This window comes from Pseudoalteromonas sp. 1CM17D (assembly GCF_023161805.1).
Lineage (GTDB): Bacteria > Pseudomonadota > Gammaproteobacteria > Enterobacterales > Alteromonadaceae > Pseudoalteromonas > Pseudoalteromonas atlantica.
Genome location: NZ_JALNTP010000004.1, coordinates 136,310 through 150,907, shown reverse-complemented (window position 1 = coordinate 150,907; position 14,598 = coordinate 136,310). Strand labels below are relative to the sequence as shown.

The 14,598-nt window shown below is 42.1% G+C and carries 13 protein-coding genes; 5 read left to right on the top strand and 8 right to left on the bottom strand.

Annotation, left to right across the window (positions count from 1 at the left end; all coding sequences use genetic code 11):
* Positions 1-11: 11 nt before the first annotated feature.
* Positions 12-719 carry a histidine utilization repressor gene (hutC, locus tag MSC25_RS09460; RefSeq protein ID WP_054982938.1) on the bottom strand — a complete coding sequence of 236 codons (708 nt, stop codon included), beginning with the start codon at positions 717-719 and terminating at the stop codon, positions 12-14.
* 111 nt (positions 720-830) lie between these two features.
* On the opposite strand from hutC, the gene hutI reads away from it, so the two are divergent.
* A complete protein-coding gene (gene hutI, locus MSC25_RS09455) occupies positions 831-2,078 on the top strand; it encodes an imidazolonepropionase (RefSeq protein ID WP_248443252.1) in 1,248 nt (415 codons plus the stop codon).
* A 122-nt stretch (positions 2,079-2,200) separates the two neighbouring features.
* Complete coding sequence (locus MSC25_RS09450; protein ID WP_029771746.1) at positions 2,201-3,865, top strand: GGDEF domain-containing phosphodiesterase; 1,665 nt, start codon at positions 2,201-2,203, stop codon at positions 3,863-3,865.
* Between the two features lie 138 nt (positions 3,866-4,003).
* On the opposite strand, the gene MSC25_RS09445 is transcribed toward MSC25_RS09450, so the two are convergent.
* Positions 4,004-5,050 (bottom strand): formimidoylglutamase, encoded by a 1,047-nt coding sequence (locus MSC25_RS09445; protein WP_248443323.1) that lies wholly within the window; start codon positions 5,048-5,050, stop codon positions 4,004-4,006.
* Between the two features lie 77 nt (positions 5,051-5,127).
* Positions 5,128-5,625: a ribonuclease E activity regulator RraA gene (gene rraA / locus MSC25_RS09440; protein ID WP_004589330.1), complete on the bottom strand. Its 498-nt coding sequence runs from the start codon at positions 5,623-5,625 to the stop codon at positions 5,128-5,130.
* Between the two features lie 202 nt (positions 5,626-5,827).
* Between rraA and MSC25_RS09435 the strand changes: the two genes are divergently transcribed.
* The 3 genes from MSC25_RS09435 (at position 5,828) to MSC25_RS09425 (ending at position 9,371) form a co-directional block, all read left to right on the top strand.
* Positions 5,828-6,367: a phosphatase PAP2 family protein gene (locus MSC25_RS09435; protein WP_064386266.1), complete on the top strand. Its 540-nt coding sequence runs from the start codon at positions 5,828-5,830 to the stop codon at positions 6,365-6,367.
* On the top strand, positions 6,364-7,401 hold the full coding sequence (locus MSC25_RS09430; protein WP_126005648.1) for an MJ1255/VC2487 family glycosyltransferase: 1,038 nt from the start codon (positions 6,364-6,366) through the stop codon (positions 7,399-7,401). The genes MSC25_RS09435 and MSC25_RS09430 overlap by 4 nt, the downstream gene beginning before the upstream one ends.
* An 89-nt stretch (positions 7,402-7,490) precedes the next feature.
* Positions 7,491-9,371 (top strand): methyl-accepting chemotaxis protein, encoded by a 1,881-nt coding sequence (locus MSC25_RS09425; RefSeq protein WP_064386264.1) that lies wholly within the window; start codon positions 7,491-7,493, stop codon positions 9,369-9,371.
* Between the two features lie 31 nt (positions 9,372-9,402).
* Here MSC25_RS09425 and MSC25_RS09420 read toward each other — a convergent pair whose 3' ends face one another.
* From MSC25_RS09420 to priA, 5 genes are all read right to left on the bottom strand, one after another.
* Positions 9,403-9,777 carry a gamma-butyrobetaine hydroxylase-like domain-containing protein gene (locus tag MSC25_RS09420; protein WP_248443250.1) on the bottom strand — a complete coding sequence of 125 codons (375 nt, stop codon included), beginning with the start codon at positions 9,775-9,777 and terminating at the stop codon, positions 9,403-9,405.
* Positions 9,778-9,839: 62 nt separating this feature from the next.
* On the bottom strand, positions 9,840-11,168 hold the full coding sequence (hslU, locus tag MSC25_RS09415; RefSeq protein ID WP_004589335.1) for an HslU--HslV peptidase ATPase subunit: 1,329 nt from the start codon (positions 11,166-11,168) through the stop codon (positions 9,840-9,842).
* 11 nt (positions 11,169-11,179) lie between these two features.
* The gene (gene hslV, locus MSC25_RS09410; protein ID WP_004589336.1) at positions 11,180-11,698 is read right to left on the bottom strand and encodes an ATP-dependent protease subunit HslV; all 519 of its coding nucleotides are present in this window, start codon (positions 11,696-11,698) and stop codon (positions 11,180-11,182) included.
* Between the two features lie 79 nt (positions 11,699-11,777).
* Complete coding sequence (locus MSC25_RS09405; protein WP_004589337.1) at positions 11,778-12,305, bottom strand: SPOR domain-containing protein; 528 nt, start codon at positions 12,303-12,305, stop codon at positions 11,778-11,780.
* Between the two features lie 11 nt (positions 12,306-12,316).
* Complete coding sequence (priA, locus tag MSC25_RS09400; RefSeq protein ID WP_248443249.1) at positions 12,317-14,503, bottom strand: primosomal protein N'; 2,187 nt, start codon at positions 14,501-14,503, stop codon at positions 12,317-12,319.
* Between the last annotated feature and the right edge of the window lie 95 nt (positions 14,504-14,598).

The following is a 14,598-nucleotide window of genomic DNA, read 5'->3' as shown; positions in this document are numbered from 1 at the left end:
TTACGTTGTTATTATTTTTTAAATGTTAAGTGCCCGCCCAAACGGTATTTACTGCCCGGTGATACTAAGCGAGCAAAGCTTACTATGCCTTTTGTAGACCAAGTACGACGAATAACCTGTAAGCAGGGCTCTTCGTTATACAGGTTAAGCCATTGGCACATTTGCGAGTTGGGCATAACCGCTTCCACTGTGTGGCGCGCTTGTGTGAGCGGCGCTACGCTCGATAAGTATTCATGCGGGGTGAGGGCGCTAAAGTCTTGTTGTAAATAACCCGCGGCTAAAGCTGGGTTTACAAATCGCTCTTCTACTTGCAGTGGTTTGTCGTTCTCATTGTGTACAAGCACACTGCGATACACCAGGCTATCTACTTCAACGCCAAGCGCAATGGCTATGGGTGCTACCGCATTGATTGATTCAAGCACTTGCACACTACAGCTGTATTGCCCGTTACGTTCTTTTACTTCATCGGCTATGTTTTTAATTTCAAGTAGTGACGACTGCGATTTAAAACTTGCTACAAACGTACCTAACCCTTGGCTGCGCGTTAAAATACCGGCATCTGTTAATTCGCTCAGTGCACGTCGTGCGGTCATACGGCTTACAGAAAATTGGCTGCTAAGCTCGTTTTCTGAAGGGACACGTTGGTTTTCTTGCCATGCGCCATTTTTTATTTTATCGACAATAAATTGTTTTATTTGTGCAAATTTAGGTGTGGTCATTACTATTATTAGCTGTACTTAAAATAAACTATTTAATAAAGATGGCATAATTATCTTGTATATACAAGATGTATTGTTAGACTGTATTTTAAGCACGGTAGGGAGCTAAGTATGCAAAATAAAACAACGGGTTACGCCTTGGAAGATCTCGACTTATTATTGACTGATGCCAACATAGCAACCATGGATAGCACAATTGATGCACCTTATGGGGCTATAGAAAATGCGGCACTGGCGATTAAAAACGGCGAAATTGTATGGTTAGGTGAGCAATCAAACTTACCCAGTTTTGATGCCTTTGCTACCCCTACATTAAGTATTAAAGGGCAATGGTTAACACCTGGGCTTATTGATTGCCATACACATTTAATATTTGCAGGCTCCCGAGCTGAGGAATTTGAGCAGCGCTTACAAGGTGTAAGCTATGAACAAATAGCTGCACAAGGTGGCGGTATAGCCAGTACCGTTAAGGCCACTCGCGCGGCAGATCATGAGCAGTTATTTGTTGATGCAAAAGATCGCTTAAACACTTTACTTGCCGAGGGCGTAACGACTGCTGAGATAAAGTCGGGATACGGGCTTGATGTTGAAAACGAAATAAAAATTTTAGAAGTGGCGCGTTTGCTTAATGAGCATCATCCTATTGATATTAAAACCACGTTTTTAGGTGCACATGCGCTACCCCCTGAATACAAAGGCCGTGCAGATGAATACATTGATTTAGTATGTACGCAGATGCTTGAGCAGGTAGTGGCTAATAACCTTGCCGATGCTGTGGATGTATTTTGTGAAAATGTAGGCTTTAGTCTTGCACAAACAAAACAAGTGTTTGATGCAGCTACAAAACATAACTTGCCGGTAAAATGCCATGCTGAGCAGCTTTCTAATCAGCAGGGCGCGCAGCTGGTGGCTGAGTATAAAGGCCTTTCAGCTGATCATATTGAGTACCTTGATGAAAACGGTGTAAAAGCCATGGCAGAGGCTGGCACTGTGGCTGTTTTATTACCTGGGGCTTTTTATTTTTTACGAGAAACACAGCTTCCTCCCATCGATTTGCTGCAAAAATACAATGTGCCTATTGCTATTGCCAGTGACTTTAACCCAGGCACCTCGCCTTTATGTTCTGTGCAATTAATGATGAACATGGCATGTACTTTATTTAGGCTCACCCCTGAGCAGGCCCTTGCAGGAGTAACCCGCAATGCAGCGCAGGCACTAGGTTTAAAAGACAGAGGCGTGCTAAAGGTTGGTGCAAGGGCTGATATTGCGCACTGGCAAATAGGTCACCCTGCACAATTAAGTTACCAATTTGGCGTAAATAAACTGTTAAATCTATGGATTTTGGGTAGAATTAATTAGTTTGTATTATTTTTGTCCATATTTAACATGCTTTTATTAAATTTTATAGCTAGTGGAGTGGCGTAAGCTTGAGTATTTTGACTGACAGTAACTTTCCAATATTTTTTAGCGGCGCGCTGTTAATGGCGATGGTCGCTACGTTATTTGCGGTTAAAAATACCAGTATTAAATTTAGTTACTTATGTACAGGCGCTGTCGGTTTAGCCATTTTAAGTAGCGGGGCTGCTTGGTTAGCAATATTGCTCGCTTTTGGTTTTTGCTTTCATTTATGGCAAGCGTTTGAGCGTAATAGTTGGAGCATGATTATCACAAGCGCCGTTTCAGGGTTGCTATTTGTGGTGTTGTTTTCAGCGCATTTACTTATGGATGTGCCCCTATTTTGGGTGGTGGTGGCTATTATTCTGCTAGCGGTTGTAGGGCTAATGAGCGAGGAAGAAGAGCCCAAAGTTGAAGATTCGCATAACATTAATGAGCCTGAACCGTACCAAGATGACTCTCCTCTTGCTGCATTTGCAGATAAACAGCAATTACGCCAAGGCTATTACAGCTGGTGTAAAGAAAAACAGCTAGAAGCAGCACTGGTGATTGTTCGTCTAGAAGGGTTTGAGCAAGTTAATCAGCACATAGGCAGAGATTTTGGTGATTTGCTTTTGGCACAATCGGCCAACAGAATAAAAGACTTACTAAATAACGACAATGTGATTGACTTAGGTGGCCAAGAAAAATTGGCGCATTTAGGCGGGCTTAACTTTGCCTTTATTTGCAGCTTAGCTGTGCACAAACATAGCCATGAACACATCATTGAGCAAATTATTGGCGCAACACTTAAACCGTTTAACGTCGCTAATTGTACCGTAGAGGTAAAAGCAAGGGCGAGTTACGTTAATTGCGATGAGCAAGACGCTAACTTTGATAACTTAGTATCGTGTGCTTACTTAGCCCTTGATAGTCAGCCTAAAAAAGCAGTGGTTGTGTACCACCAACAAATGATGGTTGAGCAACTTGAGCAGCAAGCCCGTTTAAAAGAGCTGGCTAATATTGATTTTGTAAGCGAGCTTGAACTTTATTTTCAGCCAATTATTCGCAATGACGACGGCCAAATTGAGTTTTTAGAACTTCTGTTGCGTTGGCAGCACCCTCAACAAGGTATTTTATCTGCCCACCGATTTATTGATGATATTCATATTGCGGGTTTAGCTTACCCACTGGCTAAATTTGTTATAGAGCGGGCCGCAGAGCTTGCCATGGCGTTGCGTATAGAGGGAATTGCTATACCGCTGAGCATTAACTTATTTGGCCCCGAAATGCTTAACGAAGAGTTTGTTGAGTTTGTAGATAGTGTGGTGAGTGAGCACAACTTACAGCACGGAGATTTAATTGTTGAATGCCCGCTGCATATATTCACAGATTTAGATAATAAGGGCCGTGCGATGATTGCCCGATTAAATAATATAGGCTTAAAAATATGCGTTGATGGGTTAGGCGATAACCCCATTGTTCTTTCTAAGCTGCCAAATCTAGCTGTTGAATACATTAAGGTAGCGCCATCGCTTACTGCAGATTTTAGCAATCAAAATAATATACGCAGCCTAGTAGGCGGTATGGTTGAAATGCATAACCAACAAAATACCAAGGTTATTTTTGAGGGCGTTGAAACCTTAGACCAATTAAAGTTTGTAAAAAGTTTAAAAGCGCACGCAGCACAAGGTTATTATTTTGGCCACCCGTTAAGCAGCATTGGCTTAATGAGTTGGCTAAAGCAGTGGCAGGCCCACCAAACACAATAAGTTATGCCCAGCTGCAATAATTATTTTGTAAGGGGAACTCAGCAATTCGCTGCGATAGAATTACTCACCATTTTTAGCTAAGCCAGTAACGTAATTCAGCTGCCTTATAAATGCAGCGGTTAATTAAGCTAATTGAAATTAACGCGTTTTTGCATGTAAGTAGGCATTAACTAATGCACTAATAATTTGCCCACAGCTTTGCATACCTGCTGTTAACCCAGCTGGGTGATTTAGCGGTGCAGCTTCACACAAATGTAGGTAGCGGGCGGTGCTGTGTTTTGCTGTTAAATACACATAATGCTCAGCATCACTAACGCTAAAGCCGCAGCATGTATACGCGCTGGCCGGTAAAAATGAAATACTGTCTAAGTCGAGTTCAATGCCAAGTGGCGCATTATTAAACGTTGCTAAGGCGTGCTGTACGGCATCGGTTAGTGATATTTCTCGGCGTATATTAATAGCTTGATAGCTGTGAAAACTACATTGATTTTGTGCGATTAAGTCAAAAATGGCTTGGTTATTTTTTTGCTCATGCAGACCAATAATATGATATTGCTGCAATGCATTTTTCTTCAAAGCATAGCTAAAGCCATTGCCGCTGTGGCGACCTTCGCAAGGCCGTAAATCTGCATGGGGATCAAAATTTATAGCGTTAACTGAAGCCCCACTATGTTTGCTTAAACCATTGAGTATGCCAAAGCTATTATTGTGCCCACCGCCGATAATAATAGGCTCAAGGCCCGCATTAAATATAAGTGTTAATACCGCCTCTACTCGCTCATCTATTGTTGCGCATAGTTTACGTAGTTGAGCCAGCTCTTGAGTATGCTGGTTATTTAAGCCTTGGGCTTGCACCATTACATCATCAACGTCAATTTCGCCTAACAGCAATACCTGCTGGGTCGCGTTAAACTGGTTAACTGGTTGGTTCAAAAAGTATTGTAAAAAAGCGGGCCAAGCTTGATGTGAGCCGCCATTGCCTAAATTAGCGCGAGGGCCTATATCTTCACATATACCAATTAATACGTAGCGAATACCAAATTGCGCTGCATCGTTAAGTGCTTGTTGTACATTTACATGGGTGTCTAATAGAGCAACAGACTGCCAGGTTTTTGTTTCGTTAACGCGTGTGGAGCAGTAGGGTTTAACGGCGTTTTCATCATACACTTTTAAGGTAGGGTGCACTGTGTTGAATCCGTATTGAGCAGCAAAAATTATTCGTGGTGGCTTAAGCAGTGCTCTGTTGAGCACTGCTTGTTACTTTATTCTTCGATAACTTCTAGTTCAAGTTCTTCTGCTGATAATACAATGCCAGTACTATCTGCATAGATAAAATCGTCATCAAAAAACGACACACCAGCAAAGTTAACGCCAATACCATCTTCACCAGCGCCTTCGCTGTCGGCGGCAACAGGAATTGATGCAATCGCTTGAATACCTAAATCAATTTCTTCTAACTCATCTACATGACGCACAGCACCAAATACAATAATGCCGTTCCAGTTGTTATCAAGCGCAAGCTCTGCAAGTTCAATGTCGATAAGGGCGCGTCGTGTTGAGCCACCACCATCGATAAGTAGTACTTGATCAGTACCGTCTTGTGAGAGTATTTCACGGATCAGTTCATTATTTTCAAAACATTTAACCGTTTTAATTCGGCCGCCAAACGTGTGTCGACCACCAAAGTTGATGAACATCGGTTCAAGCACGTCAACCACATCGGCAAAAAAGTCACATAAGTCAGAAGTGCTGTAATCCATTATTTTATCCTCAAAGGGTACATAAGTTACCCTCAGTATACCCTCCTTATATGCAATAACAACGACTTAATAGCAGTAAATTTATTCAAAAAATGCCGAAATTAGAAATGGCAACAATAGTGTCTTAAAAGCGTCACTCAATTGTTATTTTCTGCCACTAAGCTTTAACTATGGTTAGATATTGTGCAGCTAAGGGTGAATAATGAACGACAATAACGTGCTTAAAAAAATGGCTCAAATGGATGAACAACTCTTTTTAACTCTGTTTAATTATAATTCACCCAAATGGCTGAAAACGGCTGCGCTTGGTTTATCTAAAAGTGGTAATGGTGGTTTATATTTACTTATGTGTGGCGCCATTTGGTGGTTAAGTGCCAATGATCAGCATCAGTTATTGCCAATATCGGTGTTACTGGGGTTTGCAATTGAAAGGCCTATTTATTTTTTAGCAAAACGTAGCTTCGGCCGAATCCGCCCCTGTGATTGCTTAGTCAGTAATGCGTATATTGTGCCTAGTGACAAATTTAGTTTGCCTTCTGGGCACAGTGCAGCAGCATTTTTAGTTGCGGTAATATTGAGTCACTTTTTTGCAGAGTATGCGTGGCTTTGGTTTAGTTGGGCATCGGGGGTGGCGGTTTCTCGCGTAGTATTAGGCGTACATTTTCCGGCAGATATAATAATAGGCGCCGTTATTGGCAGTTCATGCGGTTTATTTGCGCTAGCTTTGGTGGTGCCTGTATGAAGATATTATACGGCATACAAGGCACAGGTAATGGCCACATTACGCGCGCCCGTGTTATGGCAAGTTGTTTTAAAGAGTTAGGTATAGATGTAGATTACGTTTTTTCAGGACGCCCTGAAAAAGACTACTTTGATATGCAGGACTTTGCTGATTACAAAACCTTCCGGGGGTTATCGTTTAGCACTAAAAACGGCCAAGTAAAAAGCTATCAAACATTAAAAAATGCCCGAGTGTGTAAGTTAGTTAACGATATAAAATCATTTAATGTAAAAAAATACGATTTCGTCTTAAATGACTTTGAGCCTATTTCAGCTTGGGCTGCAAAGCGCGCAGGCGTACCTGTAGTCGGTATTAGTCACCAGGCGGCTTTTTTATCTAATAGCGTGCCTATGTTTGGCCGCGGTTTATTTAGAAAATCTCTTATTAAGCACTACGCGCCAGCAAGCACCTATTTAGGCGTACATTGGCAGCCTTTTGCAGATAATATTATACCGCCCTTTATTGCAAACCATGACCATGGCAATCCTGTCGCCGTTATGAATAAAGTGCTGGTGTATTTACCCTTTGAGAACCTCGACAACATTATTGATTATTTAAAGGACTTCCCAGAAAAAGAGTTTTACTGTTACCACCCGCATGCGCAGGATAAATCCCTTGGGCATATTCATTTGCGCACTCCTTCACGTGCGGGGTTTTTAAACGACTTAGCTAATACCAGCGGCGTAATTGGTAATGCAGGCTTTGAGCTGGCAAGTGAGGCCTTAAAGCTTGGGAAAAAATTATTACTTAAACCTCTCGATGGGCAGTTTGAACAAGATGCAAATGCACAAACATTGCGGGCTATGAAAATGGCCCATGTAATGAATTATTTAAACCCGCAAGCGCTGGATGATTGGAATAGTGCCCCGCAAAACAAACAAATTAATTTTCCCAGTGATCCTGCCCCTTTGGTTAAATGGCTACTTAATAAACAGTGGCATGACACTCACTCATTGCATAAAGATTTATGGGGGAATGTTAATCTAAAAGCATGAGTTATATGTATAAAAAGTTAATAAAAAATTCAATATAAAGCGCCAGAACGTACTACACTATTAGTGAATATTAAATATAGGTGTTTTCAATGAATTTTTTACAAAACTTAACCATTAAAAGGCGTTTGCAACTTAATGCAGTGGTAGTCGGTCTGGCAATGGTCATTTTGTTGTGTGTGATAATTTATGAGTCACGCGTAACACTCAATCTGAATAAAACAATTCAGCTTGCAGAAGAGCTCAACGTACATGCACTAGAGCTTAGAAAGCATGAAAAAAACTTTCTTTTTTACAAGCAGCAGGAAGCACTTACATCATTTGATAAGGATTTTAAACAGCTAAGCACTAAAATCAAAAAGCTGCAGGAGGTAATGCAACAGCAGGGCATTACCACAGCGCAAATTGAGCATTTTCATACGCTTATTACTAACTACAACAACAATTTTTCAGAGGTTGTTAGGTTACAGCAGCAGATAGGTTTAAACCCTAAAGATGGGTTATATGGCAAGCTCAGAAATGCAGTGCACGAAGTTGAGGTGCTATTAAAAGAGCAAGATAACTTTGAGCTTTTATCGGCAATGCTACAGCTGCGACGCGCTGAGAAAGATTTTATGCTGCGCTTTGATGCAAAATACTTAACTCGCTTTAACGAACTTATTAGTACGTTTAAACAAAAAATTACCCAAGCTGATTTACAAAGTAGTTATAAGTCGCAAATAAGCCCTTTAATAGATACGTATCAAAGTGCTTTTCAAAATCTTGTAAAGGCACAAACGCAGTTAGGGCTAGATTTAGACTCTGGTGCACTAGGCGTTATGCGTATTAACGTAGAAAAAAGCGATCAAGTTGTTGGTCAAATTGTTGAGTCAACTAAGCTGGAAGTTGAGAAAAGCGTTGACCAAGCGCAGTTTATTGCCATCGTTGTATTTGTTATTTCGGGCATTATAGTGTTGGCGCTGGTGTACTTTACTAGCCACTCAATTATTGTGCCTATTGAGCGGGTATATCACACCATAAACGACATACGCCGTAATAACGATTTAAGCGTAATGATAGAGCAAACAGGTAATGACGAAGTTACCATTATGACGTCGGACTTTAATAGTTTAATAGGCGATTTTAAAAACCTCATAAACGAAGTGAATACCGCGCTTAATACGTTAAATGTGGCAACAGAGCACTTATCTGAAAGTACCTCTGCAACAAGTTCAGGCATGCAAGAGCAGTTACACGAAGCGGATATGGTTGCCACTGCGGCTACGCAAATGCAGGCAACGATTCAAGATATTTCTCATAATACCGAAGCTGCCGCTAAAAAAGCAGAGTCAACCAATCTAAGCGCGCAGCAAGGGCGTAATGAAGTAGACTCTACGGTTAAGCACATACGCGATTTGTCTTCGTCGTTAGGTAACGCATCAAGTGTGGTATCGCAACTTGAAAAAGACGGTGAAACCATAGGCTCTGTGCTCGATGTAATCAGAGGCATTGCAGAGCAAACCAATTTACTCGCATTGAATGCGGCGATAGAAGCCGCTCGTGCTGGTGAGCAAGGGCGAGGGTTTGCTGTTGTGGCGGATGAAGTACGCTCGCTTGCGCAACGTACACAAGAGTCTACCAGTGAAATTGAAGGCATTATTAATACGCTTCAGCAGCGCACGCAAGAGGTAGTAAGTATTATGCATCAATGTCGCTCGCAAGGTGATGAAAGTGCTTCACAAGCGATTAAAGCGGGTGATTTACTGGGTGCTATTACCGAAGATGTGCAAACCATAATGGAAATGAGCACTCAAATTGCCGTTGCTATTGATGAGCAAAGTCAGGTGGCATCAGAGGTGAACAAAAATGTAGTACGCATTAGAGACATTGCCCAAGATGCCTCTGAGCATGCAGTTAATAATGCGCAAACCAGTGAAGAAGTCTCTGAACAAGCGCGCGTATTATTTGCGGCTATTGATAAATTTAAAGTGTAATACAGTGTAGCGTTTAAAAAGCCAATAAGGTTTAGGGAACAAACTTTATTGGTACGCTATCTTTGTTTTGTTCGTGCTCGGCAAGACGCGCTTGGTATTTATCCCACAAGGTTTTGTGCTGCGCTTGTAGTGTTTCAAAGTAGCTCCAGCTAAATAGCCCGCTGTTATGGCCATCATCAAAGTCTAATCTCAGTGCGTAATGCCCCACCGGTACAATCTTTTTTATACCAACATGTTGTTTATTAAGTACCAACTTCATTGGCTCTGCACCATGCCCTTGCACTTCGGCCGAGGGAGAGTGAACGCGTAAAAACTCGCAGCTAAATACAGCCATACTGTCATCATCAAAGTAAACATCTAGGTTTTTACTCACGCTATGATAATGCACTTTTGTTACGTGTTTCATTTTATATGTCCCATTAAAAAGCCCCCAATATGGAGGCTTTTAGTATAGTATTTTTGCCTACCTTATAAAATAAAGCGGCTTAAATCTTCATCTTCAACTAATGCGCCTAAATGTTTTTCTACATAAGCGGCGTCAATAGTAAGGGTAGAGCCAGCTTGTTCAGATGCATCGTATGAAATTTCTTCCATTAGCTTTTCCATTACCGTATGTAAGCGACGAGCACCAATGTTTTCGGTTTTCTCGTTAACCTGCCAAGCGGCTTTAGCAATGCGCTCTATTGCATCATCGTTAAACTCAACATTTACTTGCTCAGTTTTAAGCAATTCACGTTGCTGCTCAGTAAGTGAAGCATGTGGCTCGGTAAGAATTCGTTTAAAGTCATTAGCACTTAGTGCTTCAAGCTCTACACGAATAGGTAAACGACCTTGTAGCTCAGGGATCATGTCTGATGGTTTAGCCATTTGGAACGCACCTGATGCAATAAATAGCATGTGGTCGGTTTTCACCATACCGTGCTTAGTATTAACGGTTGAGCCTTCAATTAGTGGAAGTAGGTCGCGTTGTACACCTTCACGGCTAACATCTGGGCCTGACGAATCGCCACGCTTACAAATTTTGTCTATTTCATCAATAAACACAATGCCGTTTTGCTCTACTGCAAAAATAGCCTGCTCTTTTAGCTCTTCAGGGTTAACTAATTTAGCGGCTTCTTCTTCGGTTAATAACTTAAAGGCTTCTTTAATTTTTAACTTACGCTTAGTACGTTTGTCGCCACCCATGTTTTGGAACATGCTTTGCAACTGGTTGGTCATATCTTCCATACCAGGAGGCGCCATAATCTCTACATTTGGCTGTGCTTGCGCTAGATCTATTTCTATTTCTTTATCATCAAGCTGGCCTTCGCGTAATTTTTTACGGAATGTTTGACGAGTAGATGAGTTGTCATCGCGCTGCGTTTCACCGTATTGATCTTTAGCCGGTGGTAAAAGTGCATCTAAAATACGCTCTTCTGCTGCTTCTTCTGCGCGGTGTTTAAACTTTTTAGTTTGTTGCTCGCGGGTCATTTTAATTGATACATCAACTAAATCGCGAATGATAGTCTCTACTTCTTTACCAACATAACCCACTTCAGTAAATTTAGTCGCCTCTACTTTAATAAAAGGCGCATTAGCGAGTTTAGCTAAACGGCGGGCAATTTCAGTTTTACCGACACCGGTTGGGCCAATCATTAAAATGTTTTTAGGGGTTACTTCGCTGCGTAAGTCATCGTTTAGTTGCATACGGCGCCAGCGATTACGCAGGGCAATAGCCACGGCTTTTTTAGCATTAGCTTGACCAATAATATGCTGATCTAACTCGTGTACAATTTCTCTTGGGGTCATAGCAGACATAATGGGTCCTATTATAATTCTTCGATTGTTTGGAAGTTGTTGGTAAATACACAGATGTTGCCAGCAATGGTCAGGCTTTTTTCTACGATATCGCGAGCGCTTAAATCGGTGTTTTCTAATAGGGCAGTGGCTGCTGATTGAGCAAAGTTACCACCGCTACCAATGGCAATTAAGTCGTTTTCTGGCTGCACTACATCACCATTACCGGTGATAATTAGTGAAGCAGTTTCATCTGCAACCGCAAGGAGTGCCTCAAGCTTGCGTAAAGCTCTGTCGCTACGCCAGTCTTTGGCCATTTCTACAGCGGCTTTAGTGAGGTTACCTTGGTGCATTTCTAGTTTGCTTTCAAAGCGTTCGAAAAGGGTAAAGGCATCAGCAGTACCGCCGGCAAAACCAGCAATTACTTTGCCATTATAAAGGCGTCGAACTTTACGGGCATTGCCCTTCATTACGGTATTACCAAGTGAAACTTGGCCGTCGCCACCAATTACTACTTTATTGTCGCGGCGTACACTTACGATAGTGGTCATGTTATTCCTCATCATCAAGCTGCGGGGGCAGCTTGTAAAAAACGATTATGATGAGGTTATATGGGTGAATGGACTAATTTCAAGTCCAGCCCCAAATTCCGCAGCTAACAACATGCACTCGCTTGAGTTTATTTTTGTCGCTTTCAGCTTGGCGCTTTGTTTTATAAGGGCCTAAACGCACTTTATACCAAACACCATTAGTACCTGTGGTCTTTTTAATTTCAGAAATTAAGCCCGCAAAGGCAATTTTAGCTTTGAGGGTTTCGGCTTGTGCGTGTGTTCTGAACGACCCACATTGCATAACATAGGGGCCTTTTTGCTCAATTTCTCTTACTTCAACTTGGATCTCGTGCTCTTTAATTTCTTCAATGAACTTAGGGGCGCGAGGTTTAGCTATTTCTACTTTTTCAGCTGTTTTAGGGTGCGCCTGCTGCTCAACAAGCTCAGGGTCGGCGTTATTTTTAATAAACCATAAGCCGTAAGCAAAGCCGCCTACAAGCAAAACAGTAATAACAACTAAAAGTATAGGAAATGGTTTTTTAGCAGGGGCTTGCTTGGTGTTTTTTCTACCCGCTGGTTTTTTATTAATATAATCGTGCTGTGCCATTTGGCTTTAACCTAAATCATGTCTATAGGGTCAACATCAAGGCTCCAGCGCACTTTTTGTGCAAGTTTGCTGGTGCTTAAATAGTCGACCATTTGCGCAAGATACTGATGCAATACTTTGCGGTCTTGCGCTTGAATATGCAATTGAAACCGGTACATACCCGCCACTCTTTCTAGTGGGGCAGGAATTGGACCGAGCAATTGTATACCAGATACACCGTTAACAGGAACCAAATCCGTCAAAAAATCGACAACGAGCTTAATACTGTGCCCTTGTGCTCTAACTATAGCCATATTAGTAATGGGTGGAAGGTCGGCATCATCACGCTCACTTAAAGCAAAGCGGGCAAAATCTTGGTAGCCATTATTTACTAAGTCTTGCAATAAAGGGTGTTCAGGAAAGTGGGTTTGCAGTAATACTTGGCCTGGTTCGCCAGAGCGACCCGCGCGCCCAGCAACTTGAGTTACTAGCTGGGCTAAATGCTCTGTGGCTCTAAAATCGCACGAGTACAAGCCGCTATCTACATCTAATATAAGCACTAAGCTAACATCGGCAAAATGATGACCTTTAGCCAACATTTGTGTGCCCACTAAAATACGCGCCCCGCCTTGGTTTATCTCCTCTAAGGCTTTTTCTAAGCTCCCTTTACGGCGGGTTGAATCGCGGTCGATGCGGGTTACGGGTGTATCGGGGAATTCACTCGATAAAAATTCTTCAATTTGTTCGGTGCCTTTACCGTTAGGAAAAATTTGTGTGCTACCGCAATCAGGACACTGGTGAGGTACTGGGTGTTGCTCACCACAGTGGTGGCAAATCATTTGGCCGATGGCTTTATGAAAGGTTGCGCTGGTGCTGCAGCGATTGCACTCACTCAGCCAACCGCATTCGTGACAAATTAGCGTAGGAGAAAAGCCACGACGATTTAAAAACACCATAACTTGCTTACCACGGTTTAAATGTTGGCGCATAGTGGCAAGGCTTGCGTGTGCAATACCCGCTTGGTCGGGCTGGCCTTTCATATCGAGCAACATAAACTGATTATCGGTCGCAGTTTGAGCGCGCTCTGTAAGGCTTAAAAGTTGGTATTTGTTGTTTATAGCTTTGTGCAGTGTTTCGAGCGCAGGGGTGGCACTGCCTAAAATAAGCGGTATTTTGTGCTGAAATGCCCGATAAGCGGCTAAATCGCGTGCGTGGTAGCGTAAGGTATCCTGCTGTTTAAATGAAGAGTCATGCTCTTCATCAACCACTATCATTCCTAACTTTAAAAAAGGTAGAAAAATACTCGAACGGGTACCTATTACAATTGCGCAGCTGCCTTTTTCGCAAAAACGCCATGTTTGCAAGCGTTCGTTATCGGTTAGGGCAGAGTGCCATAGCATAATTGGCGTATCGGGAAAGCGACGACGAAATCGGTTAACAGTTTGTGGCGTTAAGCCTATTTCAGGCACCAATACTAAGGCTTGCTCGCCACGTTTAAGGACTTCTTCTAGGCATTGTAAATATACTTCGGTTTTACCACTGCCTGTTACACCTTCTAATAAAAAGCTCTTAAAGCCAACACTTTGATTTATTGTAGTGCATGCTACGGCTTGCTCTTTATTAAGTACTGGCTTGGTGCCGACCGTGGGTGCAACGCTTTGCCATTGATTATCATGCTCAATGCTTTGGGTTATAAGCTCTTTATCTATTAGGGCATCTATTGTTTTTTTACTAAAGCCGAGCGCTTTTAGCTCGGTTACCGACGACTTACCCGATTGTGCGAGTTGCTTTAATAAATTTAACTGAGTTTTCGCTTTTAACGACGGAACCTTTGCGCCTTTTTCGGTAAGGATAACCATGTTAATGCTAGTTTTATCTGGGTTTTCACCTTGGCGAAGCGCACCGGGCAGTGCAATGTGTATGGTTTCGCCGAGCGGGTAGCAATAATAGCGTGCAGTAAAGCTAAGCAGTTCTAAATGCTGTGATGATAAAATAGGGGTTTGGTCAATAACCTCAGTAACCGCTTTAATTTTGTTATCGGGCACGTCGGTATGCGTTTTAAGAGCAAGAACAACCGCTACTTTCTTTTGATTGCCAAAGGGTACTAAAACACGCATCCCTGGCATAATAGGCGCCGAGGGCGAGATGAGTTGTTCATCTATTTTATAATCAAAGGTGCGTGGTAACGGAACTTTAATAGCAACTTCAACAAAACGCATAACAACTCATGTGATAAAGGGTAATAGCTTAATGTACTAAAAATAAGGCTAAAAACCTACATACAAATGGATGCGGTAGCGCTGGTTGGTTACTT